At 37.2% G+C, this 21,351-nt stretch carries 25 protein-coding genes; all 25 read right to left on the bottom strand.

What is annotated here, in order from left to right; all coding sequences use genetic code 11:
* Positions 1-164: 164 nt before the first annotated feature.
* Positions 165-605, bottom strand: coding sequence for a 3-hydroxyacyl-ACP dehydratase FabZ (gene fabZ, locus LN051_RS03295; RefSeq protein ID WP_229293177.1), 441 nt, complete (start codon positions 603-605; stop codon positions 165-167).
* 6 nt (positions 606-611) lie between these two features.
* Complete coding sequence (locus LN051_RS03290; protein WP_229293176.1) at positions 612-809, bottom strand: DNA-directed RNA polymerase subunit beta; 198 nt, start codon at positions 807-809, stop codon at positions 612-614.
* Positions 796-2,067: a UDP-N-acetylglucosamine 1-carboxyvinyltransferase gene (murA, locus tag LN051_RS03285; protein WP_229293175.1), complete on the bottom strand. Its 1,272-nt coding sequence runs from the start codon at positions 2,065-2,067 to the stop codon at positions 796-798. Before murA ends, LN051_RS03290 begins: the two co-directional genes overlap by 14 nt.
* 82 nt (positions 2,068-2,149) lie before the next feature.
* Positions 2,150-2,383 (bottom strand): DUF1146 family protein, encoded by a 234-nt coding sequence (locus LN051_RS03280; RefSeq protein WP_229293174.1) that lies wholly within the window; start codon positions 2,381-2,383, stop codon positions 2,150-2,152.
* Between the two features lie 259 nt (positions 2,384-2,642).
* Positions 2,643-3,047: a F0F1 ATP synthase subunit epsilon gene (locus tag LN051_RS03275; protein ID WP_229293173.1), complete on the bottom strand. Its 405-nt coding sequence runs from the start codon at positions 3,045-3,047 to the stop codon at positions 2,643-2,645.
* A gap of 22 nt (positions 3,048-3,069) precedes the next feature.
* Positions 3,070-4,482, bottom strand: coding sequence for a F0F1 ATP synthase subunit beta (atpD, locus tag LN051_RS03270; RefSeq protein WP_229293172.1), 1,413 nt, complete (start codon positions 4,480-4,482; stop codon positions 3,070-3,072).
* Positions 4,483-4,506: 24 nt separating this feature from the next.
* Positions 4,507-5,373 (bottom strand): ATP synthase F1 subunit gamma, encoded by an 867-nt coding sequence (atpG, locus tag LN051_RS03265; RefSeq protein ID WP_229293171.1) that lies wholly within the window; start codon positions 5,371-5,373, stop codon positions 4,507-4,509.
* A 34-nt stretch (positions 5,374-5,407) separates the two neighbouring features.
* Complete coding sequence (gene atpA / locus LN051_RS03260; protein ID WP_229293170.1) at positions 5,408-6,916, bottom strand: F0F1 ATP synthase subunit alpha; 1,509 nt, start codon at positions 6,914-6,916, stop codon at positions 5,408-5,410.
* A gap of 27 nt (positions 6,917-6,943) precedes the next feature.
* A complete protein-coding gene (locus LN051_RS03255; protein ID WP_229293169.1) occupies positions 6,944-7,483 on the bottom strand; it encodes a F0F1 ATP synthase subunit delta in 540 nt (179 codons plus the stop codon).
* Positions 7,483-7,989: a F0F1 ATP synthase subunit B gene (locus LN051_RS03250; RefSeq protein ID WP_229293610.1), complete on the bottom strand. Its 507-nt coding sequence runs from the start codon at positions 7,987-7,989 to the stop codon at positions 7,483-7,485. The genes LN051_RS03255 and LN051_RS03250 overlap by 1 nt, the downstream gene beginning before the upstream one ends.
* A 276-nt stretch (positions 7,990-8,265) precedes the next feature.
* Positions 8,266-8,487 (bottom strand): F0F1 ATP synthase subunit C, encoded by a 222-nt coding sequence (gene atpE, locus LN051_RS03245; RefSeq protein ID WP_229293168.1) that lies wholly within the window; start codon positions 8,485-8,487, stop codon positions 8,266-8,268.
* 39 nt (positions 8,488-8,526) lie between these two features.
* Positions 8,527-9,249, bottom strand: a complete 723-nt coding sequence (gene atpB, locus LN051_RS03240; RefSeq protein ID WP_229293167.1) for a F0F1 ATP synthase subunit A — start codon at positions 9,247-9,249, stop codon at positions 8,527-8,529.
* An 18-nt stretch (positions 9,250-9,267) separates the two neighbouring features.
* Entirely contained in the window at positions 9,268-9,633 is a 366-nt protein-coding gene (locus LN051_RS03235; RefSeq protein ID WP_229293166.1) for a hypothetical protein, read from the bottom strand.
* Between the two features lie 161 nt (positions 9,634-9,794).
* Positions 9,795-10,931, bottom strand: a complete 1,137-nt coding sequence (gene wecB, locus LN051_RS03230) for a non-hydrolyzing UDP-N-acetylglucosamine 2-epimerase (RefSeq protein WP_229293165.1) — start codon at positions 10,929-10,931, stop codon at positions 9,795-9,797.
* A gap of 27 nt (positions 10,932-10,958) precedes the next feature.
* Positions 10,959-11,588, bottom strand: coding sequence for a uracil phosphoribosyltransferase (gene upp / locus LN051_RS03225; protein WP_229293164.1), 630 nt, complete (start codon positions 11,586-11,588; stop codon positions 10,959-10,961).
* Between the two features lie 21 nt (positions 11,589-11,609).
* Positions 11,610-12,851 (bottom strand): serine hydroxymethyltransferase, encoded by a 1,242-nt coding sequence (glyA, locus tag LN051_RS03220; RefSeq protein WP_229293609.1) that lies wholly within the window; start codon positions 12,849-12,851, stop codon positions 11,610-11,612.
* Positions 12,852-12,876: 25 nt separating this feature from the next.
* Positions 12,877-13,404 (bottom strand): TIGR01440 family protein, encoded by a 528-nt coding sequence (locus LN051_RS03215; protein WP_229293163.1) that lies wholly within the window; start codon positions 13,402-13,404, stop codon positions 12,877-12,879.
* Positions 13,405-13,529: 125 nt separating this feature from the next.
* Positions 13,530-13,949, bottom strand: a complete 420-nt coding sequence (locus LN051_RS03210) for a low molecular weight protein arginine phosphatase (RefSeq protein ID WP_274704572.1) — start codon at positions 13,947-13,949, stop codon at positions 13,530-13,532.
* Complete coding sequence (locus LN051_RS03205; protein WP_229293161.1) at positions 13,946-14,998, bottom strand: L-threonylcarbamoyladenylate synthase; 1,053 nt, start codon at positions 14,996-14,998, stop codon at positions 13,946-13,948. Before LN051_RS03205 ends, LN051_RS03210 begins: the two co-directional genes overlap by 4 nt.
* Positions 14,999-15,083: 85 nt before the next feature.
* Complete coding sequence (gene prmC, locus LN051_RS03200; RefSeq protein WP_229293160.1) at positions 15,084-15,929, bottom strand: peptide chain release factor N(5)-glutamine methyltransferase; 846 nt, start codon at positions 15,927-15,929, stop codon at positions 15,084-15,086.
* Positions 15,916-16,992: a peptide chain release factor 1 gene (gene prfA / locus LN051_RS03195; protein ID WP_229293159.1), complete on the bottom strand. Its 1,077-nt coding sequence runs from the start codon at positions 16,990-16,992 to the stop codon at positions 15,916-15,918. The genes prmC and prfA overlap by 14 nt, the downstream gene beginning before the upstream one ends.
* Positions 16,992-17,594: a thymidine kinase gene (locus LN051_RS03190; protein WP_229293608.1), complete on the bottom strand. Its 603-nt coding sequence runs from the start codon at positions 17,592-17,594 to the stop codon at positions 16,992-16,994. Before LN051_RS03190 ends, prfA begins: the two co-directional genes overlap by 1 nt.
* Positions 17,595-17,746: 152 nt before the next feature.
* Complete coding sequence (locus LN051_RS03185; protein WP_229293158.1) at positions 17,747-18,001, bottom strand: type B 50S ribosomal protein L31; 255 nt, start codon at positions 17,999-18,001, stop codon at positions 17,747-17,749.
* 120 nt (positions 18,002-18,121) lie between these two features.
* Positions 18,122-19,438, bottom strand: coding sequence for a transcription termination factor Rho (gene rho / locus LN051_RS03180; protein ID WP_229293157.1), 1,317 nt, complete (start codon positions 19,436-19,438; stop codon positions 18,122-18,124).
* Between the two features lie 184 nt (positions 19,439-19,622).
* Positions 19,623-21,050, bottom strand: coding sequence for an aldehyde dehydrogenase family protein (locus tag LN051_RS03175; protein WP_229293156.1), 1,428 nt, complete (start codon positions 21,048-21,050; stop codon positions 19,623-19,625).
* Positions 21,051-21,351: the final 301 nt, after the last annotated feature.

Here is a 21,351-nt window from a genome sequence, read left to right as displayed (position 1 = left end):
ACTGTTTAATCATGCACCGTTTCATATACGCACGATGAGATTAGGATTACAATTTGTGTTAAGTATGTCATTTCCTTAAGCGCCCTAACACAATAATACGTGATACCCTAGCCTCATCGTTTTATTTTCTCAAAATATAAATGCTTTATCTGAGCCTCTAGCAATTATTGAGGATCTTGTAAGGCAAAAGTTAATTCGCATTGGCAAGCTACTTGTCCATCCACAGTAGCTTTTGCAGTACCTTTACCAATTGGACCTTTAATTTTAGTGATTTCAACTTCTAATCTTAACGTATCTCCAGGGACAACTTGCTTTTTAAAACGACATTTATCAATTCCTGCAAACAAAGCAAGCTTACCTTTATTTTCTTCACTATTTAACATCGCAACAGCACCCGTTTGTGCTAATGCTTCTGTAATCAGTACACCTGGCATTACAGCATATTCTGGAAAATGTCCTTGGAAAAAGGGTTCATTTCCAGACACTTGTTTAATACCTACACAACGTTGACCAGGTTCATATTCAACCACTTTATCAATAAGTAAAAAAGGTTGACGATGTGGAATGATTTGTTTAATTTCGTTGTAGTTAAAAATTGTTTCCATTATGAACTAACCTCCAATGATTTCTTTAAAATGTTCCCAAAATTTGGGATTCAGCGCATCCAAAATATTATCTTGGTTAATTAAAAAGCCCATCATTAACCCTATAAAGAATAAAGCAACGGCGACGATTATAAATAACGTGAGTTGCACACTAACTAATCGTTGTAACCACGACCAGAGTGCCCATGAATTATTTTTTAGCATTGATACGTTCAATATTTGCGCCTAAATCTTTTAATTTTTCATGGAAGTTCACATATCCACGGTCAAGATGCTTTAATTCTGTTACTGTTGTTTCACCTTTAGCAACTAATCCAGCTAAAATCAATGCAGCTGCTGCACGTAAATCAGTGGCTTTAACTTGCGCACCTTGCAGTTCACTTCTGCCTTCAATTTTAGCGCTACGGCCTTCGACAGAAATTTGAGCGTTCATTCGCTTAAATTCACCTACGTGCATAAAACGATTTTCAAAAACCGTTTCTGTAATGACTTTGTGCCCTTCAGCAGTTAATAATAACGCCATCATTTGTGACTGCATATCGGTTGGAAAACCTGGGTGTGGTAATGTTTTAATATCTACAGGATTTAACTTTTCAGGCGCCGTAACACGAATCCCTTCTTCTGTTGTTTCAAGATGAACGCCCATTTCTTCAAGTTTATAAACAAGGCTTGTCATATGTTCTTGAATGGCACTTTTAACTAAAACATCACCGCGTGTAATCGCTGCAGCAATCATAAACGTACCCGCTTCAATACGATCTGGAATGATGGAATGCTGTACGCCGGACAATGTTTCTACACCATTGATGATAATTGTATCTGTTCCAGCACCTTTAACGTCTCCGCCCATTTCATTGATATAGTTCGCTAAATCAACAATTTCAGGCTCTCTCGCTACATTTTCAATCACTGTACGGCCCTTAGCTAATGACGCCGCCATAATAATATTTTGTGTAGCACCTACACTTGGAAAATCTAAATGGATATCATTACCTATTAAACCTTGTGGGCTTTCTGCATAAATGTAGCCTGCTTCTTGATGAATTTCAGCACCTAAAGCTTCAAAGCCTTTTAAATGCTGTTCAATAGGTCTTGAACCGATAGCGCATCCACCCGGCAATGCTACTTTAGCTTTCCCAAGTCGCGCTAAAAGTGGTCCCATAACTAAAATGCTTGCACGCATTTTACTTACATATTCATAAGGTGCTTCCTCTTTTAACTCTTTCGAAGCATCTACAGTAACAGATTGTTTTTTCTCATTATATTTCACTTTAGCGTTTAAGACACTGATGACGTTATTGATTGTTTCAACATCGCTTAAAGCAGGTACATTGATAAGCTCACTTTTACCTTCACTCGCTAGCAATGAAGCTGTAATAATCGGTAATACAGCATTTTTAGCTCCTTCAACTTGAACTTCCCCTTTGAGGGTATTGCCGCCTTTTACAATAATTTTATCCATGTTATTTACATCCTCCACTATTTACACACTTACATAATTAATTATAAACTTCTTGCAATACGCTTAAACTTATCTTACAAATTTATTTGAATAAGTATTGAATTTGAGTTGAAAATTGTAATAAATCAATAATAAAATCACTCACGCTCGTTCCAAGCAAAATCGCAACAAATATCATTGCAACCTGAACTTGCAGTGGGTAACCTTTTTTAAAAAATTGATCTAATCGGATCGCATTTAAAAACCAATACGCAACACAAATACAGAGCACATGCATGATAAGATGTACAACCGCAAATTGTCCTAAATATTCCATTGCATTATGTTGCCCCTTTTAAGTTAATCTTATTCAATTTTACATGATTTACACGTTAATTCCCAATGTAATCGTCTATGTCTATACCTGTAGTGAATTTCTATCTTTTTATTAAAGAATCACATAAATAACATCATACGTCTTTTTGATTAATTTGTATATACAATTGTTCAAATTTTAATGTATAAATCGCCATCTTTCTTAATCCCCGTTACATGTTAAAACCCACTGATTTTCATCAGTGGGTTTTAATGTTAGATTATTTAAATTTTGCTACTTCAATACGGTTTTCAGCACGTTTTAATGCGCGTTCAGCACGTTTAAAATCCGTATCTTCTTTATCTCCATCTAGATAAAAAGTAGCGCGTTGTTTCGCAGATTTCGCTCGCTCTAAGTCGATATCATCAGCAGATTCAGCTGACTGAACAAGGATATTGACTTTTTCTTGACGAATTTCTGCAAAACCTTCAGTTACAGCTATATAATCGGATTGACCATTGCAGTTTACTTTAATATGTCCTATACGTAATGGTGCAACCGTCGGAATGTGACCATGCATCACACCCATTTCGCCTGCTGTTGTTTGTAAGACAACAATTTCAACATTGTCTTGTTTATAAACAGAACCATTAGGAGTGACGATATCTAAGGTTAATGTATTCATTATCCATGCCTCCTAATTTGTATTAAACTTCAACACCCATATCTTTTGCTTTAGCAAGAACATCATCAATACCACCAACAAGACGGAAAGCATCTTCAGGAATATGGTCATATTTACCATCTAAAATTGCTTTAAAGTCTTGTACTGTGTTCTTAACTGGTACGTAAGAACCTTTTTGACCAGTAAACTGTTCAGCAACGTGGAAGTTTTGTGATAAGAAGAACTGAATACGACGTGCGCGTTCAACAGTTTTCTTATCTTCGTCTGAAAGTTCGTCCATACCTAATATCGCGATAATGTCTTGTAACTCACGATATTTTTGTAATGTAGATTGAACTTGACGTGCCACTTCGTAGTGTTCTTGTCCAACGACTGTTGGCTCTAAAGCACGTGAAGTAGATGCTAACGGGTCTACCGCTGGATAAATACCCATTTCACTTAATTTACGTTCTAAGTTTGTTGTCGCATCTAAGTGTGCGAACGCTGTTGCTGGTGCTGGGTCCGTATAGTCATCGGCAGGTACGAAAACGGCTTGGATAGATGTTACAGAACCTTTATTCGTAGACGTGATACGTTCTTGTAATTGACCCATTTCTGTCGCTAGCGTTGGTTGGTAACCTACTGCTGAAGGCATACGTCCAAGTAACGCTGATACTTCTGAACCAGCTTGAGTAAAGCGGAAAATGTTGTCAATGAACAATAATACATCTTGACCTTGTTCATCACGGAAATATTCAGCCATTGTTAAACCAGAAAGTGCAACACGCATACGTGCACCAGGTGGCTCATTCATTTGTCCAAATACCATTGCTGTTTTCGCAATTACGCCACTGTCTTTCATTTCATAGTATAAGTCGTTACCTTCACGCGTACGTTCACCTACACCGGCGAATACAGAAATACCACCGTGCTCTTGTGCGATATTGTTAATTAACTCTTGGATTAATACAGTTTTACCTACACCGGCACCACCAAATAATCCAATTTTTCCACCTTTAATATATGGTGCTAATAAGTCAACAACTTTAATACCTGTTTCTAAAATTTCAACCTCAGTAGATAATTCATCAAATTGAGGTGCTTGACGATGAATTGGATCACGACGTACAGAAGCGTCGATTTCTGGATCAAGGTCAATTTTATCTCCTAATACATTAAACACACGTCCTAATGTCGCATCTCCAACTGGAACACTGATTGGTGCACCAGTGTCTTTAACTTCTGCGCCACGTTGAACACCATCTGTTGAGTCCATTGCGATAGAACGAACGACATCGTCACCTAAATGCAAGGCTACTTCTAATGTGAGTTGTTCCGTTTTACCATCTCTAGGCACATCGATTACAAGTGCGTTATTAATGTTTGGAATTTCATTATGGTCAAAACGCACGTCAATGACTGGCCCCATGACCTGAGTTACACGGCCTAATCCCATGTTAGTTCCTCCTTATTTTTAAACTTATTCTAATGCTGCTGCGCCACCAACGATTTCAGTAATTTGTTGAGTAATCGCTGCTTGTCGTGCACGGTTATATTGTAATGATAAATCGTCAATTAAATCAGTTGCATTATCAGAGGCATTCTTCATCGCATTCATACGTGAAGCGTGTTCACTTGCCTTAGCATCTAGAATTGTTCCATAAATTAAACTTTCAATATATTGTGGTAGTAATACCTTTAAAATTGATTCTTTATCTGGTTCAAATTCATATGATGACATGGCACCGTGACCTAAAGATGAATCCTCAGGTGATAATGGCAAAAGTTTTTTACTTTTTGGTGTGTTTTCAATCACACTGACATAATGGCTATAGTAGATATTGAGTTCATCAATTTTTTCTTCACTGTATAAATCGACCGCACGTGTCGCAATAGACTGAATCGCTTTGAACGATGGTTGGTCTGGAATATCAGTTAATGTATTCTCAATCGTATAGCCACGATTTTCTAAAAATGAGATACCGATTTTACCTAAAACAATAAGACGATATTCATCTTTACTTTTATGACGTTTTTCAATGTCACGAATCATTTTCTTAAGAACGTTAGCACTATAAGCACCTGCCAATCCACTATCACTCGTGATAATCATGTATCCTACACGCTTTACTTCACGCTCATTTAACATTGGATGATTGGTAGCAGTATTTGAACCCGCAATAGCTGTGATGGCATCTTCCATCTTTTCCATGTAAGGTCGAAATTGCTTCGTATTTCTTTCAGCTTTACGAAGCTTAGAATTCGAAACCATGTTCATTGCACTTGTGATTTGTTTCATCTTTTTCGTTGATTTTATACGTGAATCTATTTCTTTTAAAGAAGCCACTATCTCACCACCTTATCTCATCGTATATTTGACATTATTCAGATTTTTTAAAGCTTTGTTTGAATGCATTGATTGCATTTTCAAATTTTTCATCTGCAGGTAAGCCACCTGTTTCACGAATTTCAGTGAAAATTTCGTTTGCATTACCTTTCGTCCACTCGATGATTTCAGCTTCAAAACGTGTAATATCTTCCACTGGAATATCATCTAAGTAGCCACGTGTTAAGGCATAAATGATTAATACTTGATGCTCAACTGGTAATGGCTTGTTTTGGTCTTGTTTTAATACCTCAACTGTACGCTTACCTCTTTCAAGCTTTTTAGCCGTTGCTTCATCTAAATCTGAACCAAACTGAGCGAATGATTCAAGCTCACGATATGATGCAAGGTCTAAACGTAATGTACCTGCTACTTTTTTCATCGCTTTAATTTGAGCCGATCCTCCTACACGAGATACCGAAAGACCTGCGTTAATGGCAGGGCGTACACCTGAGAAGAATAAGTCAGATTGTAAGAAGATTTGTCCGTCTGTAATAGAGATAACGTTTGTTGGTACATATGCTGAAATGTCACCAGCTTGTGTTTCTACGAATGGTAATGCAGTAATTGAACCGCCACCTAAATCATCATTTAATTTTGCTGCGCGCTCTAATAAACGACTATGTAGGTAGAATACATCACCTGGATATGCTTCACGGCCTGGTGGACGACGTAATAATAATGATAATTCACGGTATGCTGCTGCTTGCTTCGTTAAGTCGTCATAAACAACTAAAACGTGCTTGCCGTTAAACATAAACTCTTCTGCCATTGATACCCCTGCATATGGTGCAATGTATAACATTGGAGAAGGTTGAGCCGCTGATGCAGACACAACAATTGTATAATCTAATGCGCCAGCTTGACGTAATTTTTCAACTGATGCACGTACTGTAGATTCTTTTTGACCGATTGCAACATAAACACAAATCATGTCTTGGTCTTTTTGGTTTAAGATTGTATCGATAGCAACTGTCGTTTTACCTGTTTGACGGTCACCGATAATTAACTCACGTTGACCACGGCCAATAGGAACTAATGCGTCAATCGCTTTAATACCCGTTTGTAATGGCTCATCTACTGATTTACGTGCCATAACGCCTGTTGCTTTTTTCTCGATTGGGCGTGTTTTTGTTGTATTAAGTGGGCCTTGACCATCAATAGGTTGTCCTAATGGGTTAACGACACGTCCGATTAATTCTTCACCTACAGGCACTTCCATAATACGTCCTGTACGCTTAACTTCAGCACCTTCTGTAATTTCATCGTAAGGTCCTAAAATAACGACACCTACGTTTGTTTCTTCTAAGTTTTGTGCTAATCCTAGAACGCCGTTGTGGAATTCTAATAATTCGCCAGCCATAACATCGTTCAGTCCGTGTACTAATGCAATACCGTCACCAATTTGGATAACTGTCCCTACATCAGTTACAGACATTTCAGACTCATAATTCTCAATTTGAGAGCGAAGTAATGCACTAATTTCCTCAGCTTTTATGGCCATCTATGTCACTCCTCTTTCATCTCGTATTTAATGTGCTCTACTGAATTTTCTAGCTAATTGCTCTAAATCATTTTGTACGCTTCCATCGTATACTTTTGTACCGATTTTGACTTTCATTCCACCGATGAGTGAAGTATCAACTGAAGTATGTAGGTTAAGATCTTTTAACCCTGTACGTTGAACTAAAGCATGTTTTAAATGTGCTAATTCTGGTTCGGATAACGCGCGTGCTGATACAACATATGCATCATCAAACCCATGAAATTCATTATAAAAACCTTCAAATGCATCATATACATCACTTAGTAAAGCTAAGTTGCGATGTCCAGCCATTATTTTTAACGTATTCATTAAATATGGGTGAACGCCATGGAATACATTTGAAACTAATGTTTGTCTTTCATTTAATGTGATTTTAGGTTCAAGGTCAATCGATTGAAGGCGTGAACCTTCACTTTGAATACCAGTGTTAATTTCAGTGAAATCTTGATAAATATCTGATAAAACTTCAGCTTTAGTAGCAACATCAAAAAGTGCTTGGGCATATTTTTGTGCAACTTGTGCCATTACTTATCCCCTACCTCTTTAATATACTTATCAATAAGGTCTTTTTGATCTTGTTCAGAAATTTCTTTACGTAAAACTTTTGATGCAATCAATACTGAAAGTTCAGATACTTGGTTGTTAATTTCAGCTAATGCACGTTCTTTTTCACTCTTGATTTCACTTTGTGCCGTTTCAATCATGCCATTTGCACGTTGGTTCGCCTCATGAATGATTTCTTCTTGTTGGCGTTGTGCTTGTACTTTGGCTTCTTCAAGCATTTTGTGCACTTGATTTTGTGTTTCTTTTAATGTTTTTCTATTTTCTTCTTCTAGACGTTGTGCGTTCATTTTTGCACGTTCTGCATCATCAATATCTTGATTAATAGCATGCTCACGATCGTCCATAACCTTTTTAAGTGGTCCCCATGCAAACTTTTTAAGCAAGAAAAGTAAGATGACAAAAGTAAAAATTGTAACAAGAATGTCACCGATATTTACGCCACCCGCACTAGCTGCAAGGGTAAACATGTTGGTTGTCAATTTGCTGTACACTCCTTTCAATCATTTCATCGTAAAACTGAAAAATGATGGAAGTAGGATGTTATATGAAATTCAAATTCCTACTCCGGTACGGATGATATCTTTTATGGCATTTACCTATTACACCATTTTTCAACCATCTGTAACCCATTTGTAAATTTTTGGGCTGAAACATATAGATGCCTCAGCCACTCAGGACAAAAATCCACTATTAAATAGCTTAAACTATAAATATTTTAAAAAACGGATAACGCGTGATTAATATTAGCTAGCACTAGAAAATAATACGATGAATGTGATAACTACACCGATGATTGGAAGCGCCTCAACTAAACCGATACCGATGAACATAATTGACATTAATTGTGTACGTGCTTCTGGTTGACGTGCTACACCTTCTACTGTTCTTGAAACGATTAAACCGTTACCAATACCTGCACCAAGTGCTGATAAACCAATTGCGATTGCTGCTGCGATTAAATTCATTATATAAATCCTCCTAATTTTAAGTTGTTATTTTTTATTTTAATGGTCGTCTGCCACTTTGTGTGACATGTACACCATTGATAACATAATAAAGATATATGCTTGGATAGAACCAACAAAGATTGAGAATCCTTGCCAAATAATTAAACCTGGAATTGCAATAATAAAACCTGCAACTACGCCAAATGCAACTTTTGCTAATAAACCTAATAAAATTTCACCCGCAAAAATGTTACCGTAAAGACGCAAGCCTAATGTTAATGTTGAAGCAAATTCCTCAAACACATTGATGACAACAAGCGCCGGATACGGTTGCGTGTAACTTTTTAAATAGGCTTTAGGTCCACGCATTTTAACACCATAGTAATGTGTAAGGATTACCATCATTGTTGCAAGTGTTAATGTAACGTGTGGATCTGCTGTTGGCGATTTCCACCATAAATAGTGGTTAACCAACAATTGCATAGGTAGACCTAACATATTTGCTACAAAAATAAATAAAATTAATGTAACTGCTAAGAAGTGAAAGTGCCCTCCCTTAGACCAAGCCATGTTACTTTCAATGATGCCGCGTACAAAATCAAATATCCATTCAATGAAGTTTTGAGCACCTTTGGGTCTTTTCTGAAGATTTCGTGTACATAAGACTGCAATCGTAAGCACGATAATTGCTGTGATGATTAACATCATTACCGTTGATAAGTTAAAGTTAATATCCAATCCTAGAAAATGCCAAGTTACTATTGGACTTTTATGATCCATTTAAATTTTCACCTCTTTTCAATTAGCATTATTTTCATCCTTCTTTATTAATGGACGAAAAATCATTAAAACATATGAAACCATTAGCCCTATACATACACCTAAAATATGTATCTGCTCTTGAAAAAGAACCCATGCCAAACAAGCAAGCACGGCAGTAAGAAAACGCCAACCACCGCCTGTTGATAGCGCACCAACATGCGTGACTTTAGCTCGATGAAGATAATATTCAAATATGATAGTATTCAACGTTGAAGCTGCTAATCCTACTATTAATCCAAGAACAAAAGCGTGGTGTATGCAAAAATAAAGCGTAATAAGGCCCACCCAGAGACAACTATAATATGTCAAAAACGGCTGAGTACAATTTAAAAAGCGCACCATAATGAACCTCTTTTCTACTTTTAGGAACAATTATGAAAGCCGTTCCATGCATACAACTTTCATAATAATATAGGGGCAAATGCGTGTCAATTATGCTTTTAATAGGACTGAACTTAAAGTCTTATAATGTCACAAATTCGACACATTTGACCCTATCTCTATTATTTTGTTCTAAATGGTTCCGGTTTCACATCTGTCAAACCAAAATAATGCTGAATGTGGTCACAAATTCTTTTTGAAGCATGGCCATCACCATATGGATTTTGTGCGACACTCATCTTTTGATATAGCGCCTCATCTGTGAGTAATTCTTTCGTATAGTGATAAACCTCTTCCTCATTTGTGCCCGCAAGTTTTAAAGTCCCCGCTTTTACACCTTCAGGTCGCTCTGTCGTATCACGTAACACAAGTACGGGTTTACCTAATGAAGGTGCTTCTTCTTGAACACCACCAGAATCCGTTAATATCAGATGTGACTGATGGGCGAAGTTGTGAAAATCAACGACTTTAAGCGGTTCAATTAATTCGATACGTTCATGATGACTTAAATGTTTATATGCAATTTCTCGTACTTTAGGATTTTTATGCATCGGATAAACGATGACTGCATCTTCTATTTCCTCAACAATTCGTCTAGCCGCTTTAAAAATATTTTCCATTGGCTGTCCGATATTTTCACGACGGTGCGAAGTTAACAGAATGATGCGCTTATCTTGATGGCGTTGAATAATTTCTGAATGATAGTCATTCGTTATCGTTGTATGCATTGCATCTATGGCTGTATTACCGGTCACTACGACTGTTTTAGGGTCTTTATTTTCATTTAATAAGTTTGCTTCCGCTTGTTCCGTCGGTGCAAAATGTAAATCTGCCATTACGCCTGTCATTTGACGATTCATTTCTTCTGGAAACGGCGAATACTTATGCCAAGTCCTTAGTCCTGCCTCGACGTGCCCTATACTGATTTCATTATAAAATGCAGCTAAACTTCCGGCGAACGTTGTCGTTGTATCGCCATGTACTAAAATCATATCTGGCTTAACTTCTTTAATGACACTTTCAAGTCCGGTCAAAACGCGTGAAGTTACTTCAGATAACGTTTGACCAGGCTTCATTACATTCAAATCATAATCTGGTTGAATATCAAATGTTTCCAAAACAGAATCTAACATTTCACGGTGTTGTGCCGTTACCACTACAATAGGTTCTAAATTTCTCTCTTTTTTTAATTGAAGTACTAATGGTGCCATTTTAATGGCTTCTGGACGTGTACCAAATATCGTCATAATCCTTTTCATTGATTAAGCGCTCCTTAATTAAAAAAATTATTTTGTACCGAATAAGCGGTCTCCTGCATCTCCTAAGCCTGGAATGATATAGGCATTTTCGTCTAATTTTTCATCAAGTGCTGCAATAAAGATATCTACATCTTCATGTGCTTCTTGTAACTTTGCAACCCCTTCAGGCGCTGCGATTAAACACATGAAACGAATATGCTTTGCACCACGCTTTTTCAATGATGTAATGGCTTCAATTGCTGATGCACCTGTTGCAAGCATTGGATCCACTACAATAATTTCACGTTCTTCAATATCTTGTGGTAATTTAACAAAATATTCTACCGCTTCTAATGTTTCAGGGTCTCTATAAAGTCCAACATGACCGATACGTGCAGCAGGAACTAAATTTAAAATACCTTGAGTCATACCTAAGCCTGCACGAAGAATCGGTACAAACGCTAATTTTTTACCTGATAAACGCTTCGCTTTAGCTGTTGTGACTGGTGTTTCAATTTCTACTTCTTGCAATTCTAAGTTACGTGTCACTTCATAAGCCATCAACATTCCAACTTCGTCTACAAGTTCACGAAATGCTTTCGTTCCGGTATTAACGTCACGAATGAAACTCAACTTATGTTGGATTAATGGATGATCAAATACATGTACTTTACCCATCGTTTTTAAGCCTCCAATATTTTATTTATTGTATAATGGGAATTTTTCAGTTAATGTTTTAACGCGTTTTTTCGCATGTTCTAAAACCTTGCTATCTTGGTGATTTTTAAGCACATCACTCATAATGTGAGCAACTTCTTTAAATGCTGCTTCGTCGAAACCACGTGTTGTTGCAGCAGGTGTTCCTAAACGGATACCGCTCGTTACGAATGGCTTTTCTTGATCGAATGGAATTGTATTTTTATTACATGTAATACCAATGCTATCAAGCGCTTCTTCTGCATCTTTACCTGTAATGCCTACTGAACCTTTTACATCGACAGATACAAGATGATTGTCTGTGCCACCAGAAACTATACGGAAACCATTTTCTTGTAATGTTGTCGCTAGCATTTTAGCATTTTTAATGACTTGAGCTTGGTAAGTTTTAAATTCTGGTTGTAATGCTTCACCAAACGCAACTGCTTTTGCTGCAATAACATGCTCTAATGGGCCGCCTTGAATACCAGGGAAAATTGTTTTATCTATTTCTTTTTTATATTTTTCTTTACATAAAATCATTCCACCGCGTGGGCCACGTAATGTTTTATGCGTTGTTGTCGTTACAAAATCAGCCACTTCAACGGGGTTTTGATGTAAGCCTGCAGCTACTAAGCCTGCGATATGTGCCATATCTACCATTAATTTTGCGCCAACTTCATCAGCGATTTCTTTGAATTTTTTGAAATCAATTTCACGAGAATACGCTGAAGCACCCGCTACAATTAATTTAGGCTTATTTTCTTTAGCTAAGCGACGAATTTCTTCATAATCAATGCGCTCTTCATCTTTTGTCACTTGATATTCCACAAAATTGTAAAACTTACCACTGAAGTTCACCGGTGAACCGTGCGTTAAATGACCGCCATGACTTAAATTCATACCTAGCACTGTATCACCATGATCTAAAGCTACGAGGTATACTGCCATATTTGCTTGCGAGCCAGAATGTGGTTGAACATTAACGTGTTCTGCTTTAAACAATTCTTTTGCACGATCGATTGCAAGTTGTTCAGTAACGTCTACAAATTCACATCCACCGTAATAACGACGACTTGGATAGCCTTCAGCATATTTGTTCGTCATCACTGAACCTTGTACTTCCATTACTGCTTCAGATACAAAATTTTCTGACGCAATTAATTCGATATTATTATTTTGACGATTAAATTCTTTCTCAATTGCATCAGCAACGGCTTTGTCTTGCTTTGAAATAAATGACATAAAACGGATTCCCTCTTTTCCTTTTTTAAAGTTGATACTTTGCACGTTCCCCACCTATTTTTTTAGGTCTTGTCGTTGCCACTGTTACAATCGCCTCGCCTATTTTATCCGCCGACGTACGTACAGGTACAGCGACATGTTTGAGGTGCATGCCAATTAATGTTTGCCCAATATCAATCCCTTTATTTGCTCTGATATGCTCCACTACAAGCGGTTCCTCAAGATGACGATAAGCGTATGTTGCCAGCGCACCCCCTGCATGCACATCTGGTACAACATCCACTTGTTCCATCAAGTATAGATTAAAGGCTTTGCGCTCAATCGTAAGTGCACGATTGATATGTTCACAACCTTGATATGCAAATGAAACACCCGTTTCTTTTGAAATATCTACGAGTGCTTCAAAAATTTCTTTCGCTATATCTAAGGAGCCAGTTGTACCAATTTTGTCGCCTAACACTTCTGATGTGGAGCAACCAATAACACAGATTTCTTCATCCACAAAAAACGATTGAGACTTGAGCTCTTCCAATAATTGTTTTAAACCTTCCATTCACAAAACCTCCTAGGACTATGTATGAATACAAAAGCAATTATCCAAAGAACATAGAAACGTGCTATATGCCTTATATTATAACGTATTTTCTTGTGAACTTATACTGATTATATAACTGATTTTCAATCAATTTGTTCTTTAAGTTTAAAAATATCCTTTTCAAGTTGATGAAAAAGCGTGAGATACATGTCATATGTGCCTCCAAATGGATCAGGAATATCTGTATCCTGATTTAAAAATTCTTTTAAAGTGAACACATTACCATTACATTTATAAATTTGTTCTATTACATGCTTATGTTCTCTAGTCATCGTTAAAATTAAATCCGCACTAGCATCTTCTTCTTGAAACCTTTTGGCATTCGTAGGTGTGGGATATTGATGCGCCGTTAAAACTGCTAATGTGTGAGACGATACATCATCACCATCGTGTGCCATAAGCCCTCTCGATTCAATTTGATGGTGTGGTAGTAATGCCAAAGCGATGCTTTCTGCCATAGGACTTCGACAGGTATTTCCGGTACATACAAAAATGATTCTCATAGCAATTCGTCCTTTACCACTTGATGATTAGCTGCTTTCGTCATTCGATTGCGTAATGCTTCTGTATCCCCATTCACAGGATAGCTGTACATATAAGCACGCTTAATTTCAGCCAATTCGTCTAATTGATGTAATGCAGCATATAAGTTTTTATTGGCATTTGGAATATCAAATTCATCCCGGCTCAAAATTATCGTTTTGGCTGCTTTCGGAATATATTTTGAAAGGCTTTCAGGTATGATAAAAGCAACTTCGTTCCAATTGTCATGAGCATCCTCACGAATGTCGTTTCCTATATGTTCAATCAGCACTAGAGGCGTATCGGGTGCATAGTGTTTATATTTCATTCCGGGTGCGATTGGTTTTTCTGTCATATCAATCACGGTATCATCTATCGAATTCGGTAATATTTCATTTAACATTTGACGTGTAATTGTCCCGGGACGCGCAATACGATATGGGAAAGAGGTACAATCAATCACCGTACTTTCTAAACCTGCATCACTTGGCGTTGAGTGAATAATGCCGTCCACTCGCCCATTTAAATCTTCATACGTATGTTCAAATGTAGTTGGTGATGGTCGACCACTTAAATTTGCACTCGGTGCAGCAATTGGGATTTTTGCTGTTTTTAAAATATAACGCGCTACTGGATGACTTGGCATCCGTACTGCAACAGAATTCAATCCGCCCGTCACTCGTTCACAAAGGTATCCCTTTTTTAAAGGTAAAATAAATGTAATTGGTCCTGGCCAAAAAGCTTCCATTAATTTTAACGTTGTTTCTGAAATAGACGTCACAAAATTATCCAACTGTTGCGTATCGTAAATGTGGATAATTAATGGATTATCCGACGGTCTACCTTTAGCTTCATATATTCCTTTTACAGTTTGTTCATTTAACGCACTCCCACCCAAACCGTATACAGTTTCTGTAGGCAAAACGATTCGTTTTCCTTCTTGGTACATTTGAATAATTTCTTCAAAGTGAGGATAATCTTTTAGGCGATAAGTATAATCACGAACATCCCATATTTTTGTGTTTAACACGAGATAACACCTCTTTCTTCATTTTATTTTACTTCATAACAAAAAGTTATGCACCCTAATAAAATGCATAACTTTTAGCGACATGTTATTTAGTTTCCCATTTAAAAGTGACGATTCTATCATGCCCATTAATATCAGCGTAAACCACCGGATCGAGATGTGCATACATTGCTGTAATGAGCGTTTTCAATTTTTCACCTTGTTGATAGCCGGTTTCAAACACAATTGGCGCATGCTCATTCATCACTTTCGGCAGTTGTTCGAGTATTGCACGGTAAATTTTCAGTCCATTTTCATCAGCAAACAAAGCCATATGTGGCTCATAAGTTAATGTACTATAACTCATGAGCGTAGCTTCAGACACATCGATGTAAGGCGGATTTGAAATTAAGCCATCTAATTTAACCCCACGTTCTATATAAGGATGCAATGTATCTCCTTTTAAGAAGTCAACATTAACATGATTGCGCACTGCGTTAGATTTCGCCACACTTAAAGCTTCTTCAGAAATATCAGATGCGATAACATTTAATTGTGGATATTCAGATTTTATCGTGATCGCAATCACACCGCTTCCCGTCCCAATATCAGCGATGTACCCTTCATTAGGGAGTTGCTTCATCAAGCACATCACTACTTCTTCTGTTTCAGGTCTAGGAATCAGTACATGCTCGTTCACAGTAAATGGTCTACCTAGAAAAGTTGCAGAACCAACTACATATTGCACTGGCTCTCCTTCGAGCAAACGCGTCAATCCTTGATTCAACCGCATTTCCATGTCTTCTGTCATCTCATCTTGTTGATGAACAAAATAAGCTGTGCGTGACCACCCTAGTATATCCGTAACAAGCCATTCAACTTGAGAAGCATCATACGCTTTCTCGCGAAGTTTGTCTTGCGCGTTTCGAATCCATTGATTAAATTTCACCATTGTTAAGCTCTTTGAGTTTTTCAGTTTGCTCGTGCATCGTTAGCGCATCAATAACTTCTTCTAATTTACCTTCCATAATTTGATCTAATTTTTGTAATGTTAAACCAATACGATGATCTGTAACTCGACTTTGTGGATAATTGTACGTGCGAATACGCTCTGAACGATCTCCAGTACCTACAGCCGATTTACGTTGCGCTGCATATTTTTGTTGTTCTTCTTGAACTTTCATATCATAAAGACGTGCTTTTAACACTTTCATTGCTTTTTCACGGTTTTGAATTTGAGACTTTTCAGAAGATGTCGCAATAACACCTGTTGGTAAGTGTGTAATACGTACAGCAGAGTCCGTTGTATTAACGTGTTGTCCGCCGGCACCACTTGAACGGTACGTGTCGATTTTTAAATCTTCATTGCGAATTTCAATTTCAACATCTTCTACTTCAGGTAAAACTGCTACTGTTGCTGTTGATGTATGGATACGCCCACCTGACTCTGTTTCTGGAACACGTTGAACACGGTGCGCGCCATTTTCAAATTTCAGCTTACTATATGCGCCTTCACCAGAAACTGAAAAGCTTATCTCTTTATATCCACCATGGTCACTTTCTGTCGCTTCTACAATTTCTGTTTTAAAACGATTTGCTTCTGCATATTTAGAATACATTCTAAATAAATCACCCGCAAAAATAGCCGCTTCATCTCCACCTGCTGCAGCACGAACTTCTACAATAACGTCTTTGTCATCATTTGGATCTTTAGGAATTAATAATAATTTCAACTCATCTTCAAATTCAGGTATTTGTGATTTGAGTTCTGACGCTTCTTCTTTCAACATCTCAATTTCATCAGCATCTGTTGTTTCGTTAAGCATTAAATCAATATCGTTCAAATCTTCTTTTACTTGTTTATATCGACGATAAACTTCTACAGTTTTTTGAAGTTCTGATTGTTCTTTAGAATACTTTCTTAATTTGTCTGAATCGCTAACGACTTCTGGATCGCTTAACAATTCATTAAGTTGCTCATATCTTTCTTCAACGATATCTAATTGATCAAACATTATTCTTTCTCCTCCTCAGTGTTATCACTTGGTAATATCACATGGTGTGCACGACAACGGGGTTCATAACTTTCGTTAGCGCCTACCATAATAATAGGATCATCTATTTTGGCAGGTTTGCCATTTATTAATCGTTGTGTACGGCTTGACGAGGCACCACATACTGCACAAACCGCTTGTAATTTTGTAATATGTTCACTAATCGCTAACATTTCCGGAACAGGTTCGAAGGGTTCTCCTTTAAAGTCCATATCAAGACCAGCGGTAATGACACGATAACCTTTTCTAGCTAGTTCCTGAACAATATCGACAATTGTGCGATCAAAAAATTGGATTTCATCTATACCAATAATATCCACACCTTTTAAATCATGTTGCCAAATTTCGCTTGCTTTAGAAATATTAATGGCTTCTATCGCATTGCCATTATGAGAAACGATTTTTTCTTTATGATATCGGTCGTCTATTGTTGGTTTAAATACGACAACCTTTTGTTTCGCATAAACACCGCGACGTAAGCGACGAATCAATTCTTCTGATTTACCGCTAAACATACTACCGGTGATGCATTCAATCCAACCTGAATGATACGCTTCGTACATTTTATTGCCACCTTTTTCAAAACATAATCGCTTCATTATATCATATTATGAAAGTAGTTTTGTTGATTTCATTAAAAAAGCACCCTCTATTTAAGAGGATGCCAGCAATAAAGTTCGTCCATAGTTCGAACTGTAACTCGTTAATACGATGATTAGTTGTTTGATTTGAGACCGAATTTCTTGTTGAAACGTTCCACACGACCATCTGCAGCAGCAAATTTTTGACGTCCTGTGTAGAATGGGTGTGAATCAGAAGAAATATCTAAACGAATAACTGGATATTCGTTACCATCTTCCCACTCCATTGTTTCACTTGAATACTTCGTAGAACCACTTAAGAATTTAAAATCTGTTGTAGTGTCTAAGAAGATTACTTTACGGTATTCTGGATGAATGCCTTGTTTCATTATTTTCAGCTCCTTTGCCCTGAACCATCTGGAACAGAGTTATTTGTGAGTTTTACCCAATACTTGTACATTATAAGGGCTGTATTTTTAAAAAGCAACCCCACTTCACAATTTCTTTTATTAAATAATCGGCTTGCCTGTTTTAGTACTTTCAATAGCACTTTTTTTCAATTCTTCAAAAAAGGCTTCATTGGTTTTCGTTTTCTTTAATCTACGGATAAAGCGCTCTGCGAAATCCGGCGTATTTGAAAACATATTGCGTAATTGCCATAAACTTTCAAGCTCATTTTTAGGAATGAGCAATTCTTCTTTTCGCGTTGAACTACGTGTAATGTCAATTGCTGGAAAAATACGGCGTTCTGATAAACGTCTATCTAAATGCAGCTCCATATTTCCAGTACCTTTAAATTCTTCGTAAATCATATCGTCCATACGCGAACCTGTATCTACAAGTGCTGTAGCTAAAATTGTAAGACTGCCACCAGCTTCTATATTACGTGCAGCACCAAAAAAAGTTTTAGGACCGTGTAAAGAGGCAGGATCTAAACCACCAGATAATGTTCTGCCACTAGGTGGCACTACTAAGTTATATGCACGTGCAAGACGTGTAATGGAATCCATCAGTACTATTACGTCTTCCCCAATTTCAACTAAGCGCTTCGCACGTTCTAACAACAGTTCTGCTACTTTAACGTGATGTCTTGGGTGTTCATCAAAAGTAGAGTGGACGACTTCCGCTTCTTCTACTGAACGTTCTATATCCGTTACTTCTTCGGGTCTTTCCCCAACGAGAAGGATAAATAATTTAGCATTCGGCTTGTTTTTTACAATCGCATTCGCAATTTCTTTGAGTAAAGAGGTTTTACCCGCTTTAGGCGGAGCAACGATTAAGCCACGCTGTCCTAATCCGATTGGCGTCACTAAATCCATGACACGTGTGGAGTATTTTTCGGGGTCTGTTTCTAATTTGATACGTTCTTCGGGATAAAGAGGTGTTAACGCTTGGAAATGTGGTCGTTTTTTGACTTCTTCAGCATTGTGGTCATTGACAAAGTCAACTTGTAATAATCCATAATATTTTTCGTTTTCTTTGGGTTGCCTTACTTTTCCAGTTACTTTATCACCCAATTTAATTTCAAAACGCCTAATTTGAGAAGCAGATATATAAATATCTTTTTCACCTTTAGAATAGTTAACCGTTCTTAAAAAGCCGTAGCCATCTTGTTGGATATCATCTAAAATACCCTCCATATAGTAGTTCCCGTCTTTTTCCATTTGTGCTTCCATTATGGCAAGAACGAGTTCTTTCTTATTCAACTTACTATAATTTGTTAACTTTAAAGACTTCGCTTTTTCAGTCAAAGCTTTTGTAGTGTGATTTTTATACAATTCATGAAAAGACTCATATTGCGGTGACGTTCTTTCCCTAGTCGCCATATTTAACACTCATTTCATAATAAATTCTTGAATCGCAGTATATTTGATACGATAACATCAATACTATAGCAAATTTTATGTTTAAACACAAAATTTGCTATAAATCACAACATAAATAAACCACGTTGTTAAATATTGTTCACAAATATTGCAACAACATTTAACACGTGGTTAGACAAAACAATTATTTAAAATAACCTGCGATTGATTTCACTTCTAAAAATTCTTCAATTCCGTAATCGCCCCATTCGCGACCGATACCAGATTGTTTATAGCCACCGAATGGTAAATCAGGTGTGCGACCTGCTTCGTTGATTTCTACTGTTCCAGCTTCAATTGAACGTGCAACTTTTTTGAGCGTTTCTTTGTCGCGACCGTATACGTAACCTGCTAAGCCGTATTTTGTATCATTCGCAATGCGAATCGCATCTTCTAAATCTCGATACGTAATTACTGACATGACTGGCCCAAAGATTTCTTCTTGTGCAATCGTCATTTTATTATCCACATTAGCAAAGATAGTAGGTTTTGCAAAATACCCTTTTTCTAAACCTTCAGGATGTCCTTTACCTCCATAGTAAAGTTCAGCTCCCTCATCTAAACCTTTTTGAATATAATCTTGCACTTGGTTATATTGTTTTTCATTAATAATTGGACCCATCTCTGTATCTTTTTGTTGTGGATCTCCAACTTTTACTTGTTCCATGTGCGCTTTTGCTTTTTGTAAAAATTCATCTTTCATCGATTCCGGAATTAACGTACGCGTACCTGCCGTACAAACTTGTCCCGTATTGTTTACGACTTTACCTACTGCAGCTTTTGCAGCTTCATCTACGTCAGCATCATCTAAAATGATATATGGTGATTTGCCGCCTAATTCTAAAGAGACTTTTTTAAAGTCTTTACTTGCTTTTTCCATAATTTTGGAACCTGTGCGTCCTGAACCAGTAAATGACATCATGCGCACATCTGGATGTTCACTAAGCGGATTACCAATACCTTCGCCATCACCGTTAACTAAATTGAATACACCTTTAGGTACGCCCGCAGCTTCGAATATTTCAGCTAAAATAATTGCAGCAAATGGCGTTTCTTCAGAAGGTTTTAAAACCACCGGTGCCCCTGCAGCAAAAGCAGCCGCTAATTTAAGCGACGTTTGGTTTGTTGGAAAATTCCATGGCGTAATTAAACCGGCAACACCAATCGCTTCTTTAACAACTAAACTATCGCCACGTTGCTCTTCAAATTCAAAGTTTTCTAATGCATCATGCGCTTCTTGGAAATGGTTAAGGCCCATTTGATAATGAATTTCTTCAGACTTCGTTACAGGTGTTCCAAGTTCAAGTGTCATCGCTTCAATTAAATCATCTTTACGATTTTTATATTCATCGACAATGCGACCAAGCATAGCTTGGCGTTCTTTTACAGGCGTATTTCTAAATTCTATATAGACGTCGTGCGCAGCTTGTACTGCTTGATCTACATCTTCTTTATTACCTTTAGCAATATGACCGAAAACTTCCTCAGTTGCAGGATTAATTACTTCAAGCGTTTCTCCGCTAGCACTTTCAACCCACTCACCATTAATATATTGCTTAATTTGGTCTCTCATTCATAAACACTCCTTTATCGAACTTTGGCTTTCTATATAAAGTATTGCCTAAAAAGGACATACTTAAACTATACGCCCAACCTATCTCCGTTGCATTGATTTTGCTTGTCATTGTATGAGAAATCACGTGCAATACACTTCATGAAGAACGCATTAGTAACTTAACTTTTGAAATGCTACTATTTTTAAACTCATTAGCGAAACCCTAAAACAAATAAGAGGTTTGGCTATGACGTACATACTTGAAACCACCGGTTAATGGTAGCTAGAAGCAGTAGTGTAACCGAACCTCTTATCTAAC

Source organism: Staphylococcus ratti (assembly GCF_020883535.1).
GTDB classification, from domain to species: Bacteria; Bacillota; Bacilli; order Staphylococcales; family Staphylococcaceae; genus Staphylococcus; species Staphylococcus ratti.
The sequence above is the reverse complement of the archived record's forward strand: the minus strand, read 5'-3'. Positions and strand labels throughout refer to the sequence as shown.

Bases quoted from the DNA above. Each gene is read 5' to 3' on its own strand.
- LN051_RS03185 (WP_229293158.1), bottom strand. From the start codon at position 18,001: ATGAAACAAGGCATTCATCCAGAATACCGTAAAGTAATCTTCTTAGAC.
- wecB (WP_229293165.1), bottom strand. From the start codon at position 10,931: ATGAAAAGGATTATGACGATATTTGGTACACGTCCAGAAGCCATTAAA.
- rho (WP_229293157.1), bottom strand. From the start codon at position 19,438: ATGGCGACTAGGGAAAGAACGTCACCGCAATATGAGTCTTTTCATGAA.
- atpD (WP_229293172.1), bottom strand. From the start codon at position 4,482: ATGGGATTAGGCCGTGTAACTCAGGTCATGGGGCCAGTCATTGACGTG.
- LN051_RS03215 (WP_229293163.1), bottom strand. From the start codon at position 13,404: ATGGAAGGTTTAAAACAATTATTGGAAGAGCTCAAGTCTCAATCGTTT.
- atpA (WP_229293170.1), bottom strand. From the start codon at position 6,916: ATGGCCATAAAAGCTGAGGAAATTAGTGCATTACTTCGCTCTCAAATT.
- upp (WP_229293164.1), bottom strand. From the start codon at position 11,588: ATGGGTAAAGTACATGTATTTGATCATCCATTAATCCAACATAAGTTG.
- atpB (WP_229293167.1), bottom strand. From the start codon at position 9,249: ATGGATCATAAAAGTCCAATAGTAACTTGGCATTTTCTAGGATTGGAT.
- LN051_RS03210 (WP_274704572.1), bottom strand. From the start codon at position 13,949: ATGAGAATCATTTTTGTATGTACCGGAAATACCTGTCGAAGTCCTATG.
- fabZ (WP_229293177.1), bottom strand. From the start codon at position 605: ATGGAAACAATTTTTAACTACAACGAAATTAAACAAATCATTCCACAT.
- LN051_RS03275 (WP_229293173.1), bottom strand. From the start codon at position 3,047: ATGAATACATTAACCTTAGATATCGTCACTCCTAATGGTTCTGTTTAT.
- LN051_RS03235 (WP_229293166.1), bottom strand. From the start codon at position 9,633: ATGGTGCGCTTTTTAAATTGTACTCAGCCGTTTTTGACATATTATAGT.
- LN051_RS03255 (WP_229293169.1), bottom strand. From the start codon at position 7,483: ATGGCACAAGTTGCACAAAAATATGCCCAAGCACTTTTTGATGTTGCT.
- LN051_RS03290 (WP_229293176.1), bottom strand. From the start codon at position 809: ATGCTAAAAAATAATTCATGGGCACTCTGGTCGTGGTTACAACGATTA.
- LN051_RS03175 (WP_229293156.1), bottom strand. From the start codon at position 21,050: ATGAGAGACCAAATTAAGCAATATATTAATGGTGAGTGGGTTGAAAGT.
- murA (WP_229293175.1), bottom strand. From the start codon at position 2,067: ATGGATAAAATTATTGTAAAAGGCGGCAATACCCTCAAAGGGGAAGTT.
- prmC (WP_229293160.1), bottom strand. From the start codon at position 15,929: ATGGTGAAATTTAATCAATGGATTCGAAACGCGCAAGACAAACTTCGC.
- glyA (WP_229293609.1), bottom strand. From the start codon at position 12,851: ATGTCATTTATTTCAAAGCAAGACAAAGCCGTTGCTGATGCAATTGAG.
- LN051_RS03280 (WP_229293174.1), bottom strand. From the start codon at position 2,383: ATGGAATATTTAGGACAATTTGCGGTTGTACATCTTATCATGCATGTG.
- atpE (WP_229293168.1), bottom strand. From the start codon at position 8,487: ATGAATTTAATCGCAGCAGCAATCGCAATTGGTTTATCAGCACTTGGT.
- LN051_RS03190 (WP_229293608.1), bottom strand. From the start codon at position 17,594: ATGTACGAAGCGTATCATTCAGGTTGGATTGAATGCATCACCGGTAGT.
- prfA (WP_229293159.1), bottom strand. From the start codon at position 16,992: ATGTTTGATCAATTAGATATCGTTGAAGAAAGATATGAGCAACTTAAT.
- LN051_RS03250 (WP_229293610.1), bottom strand. From the start codon at position 7,989: ATGTTTACCCTTGCAGCTAGTGCGGGTGGCGTAAATATCGGTGACATT.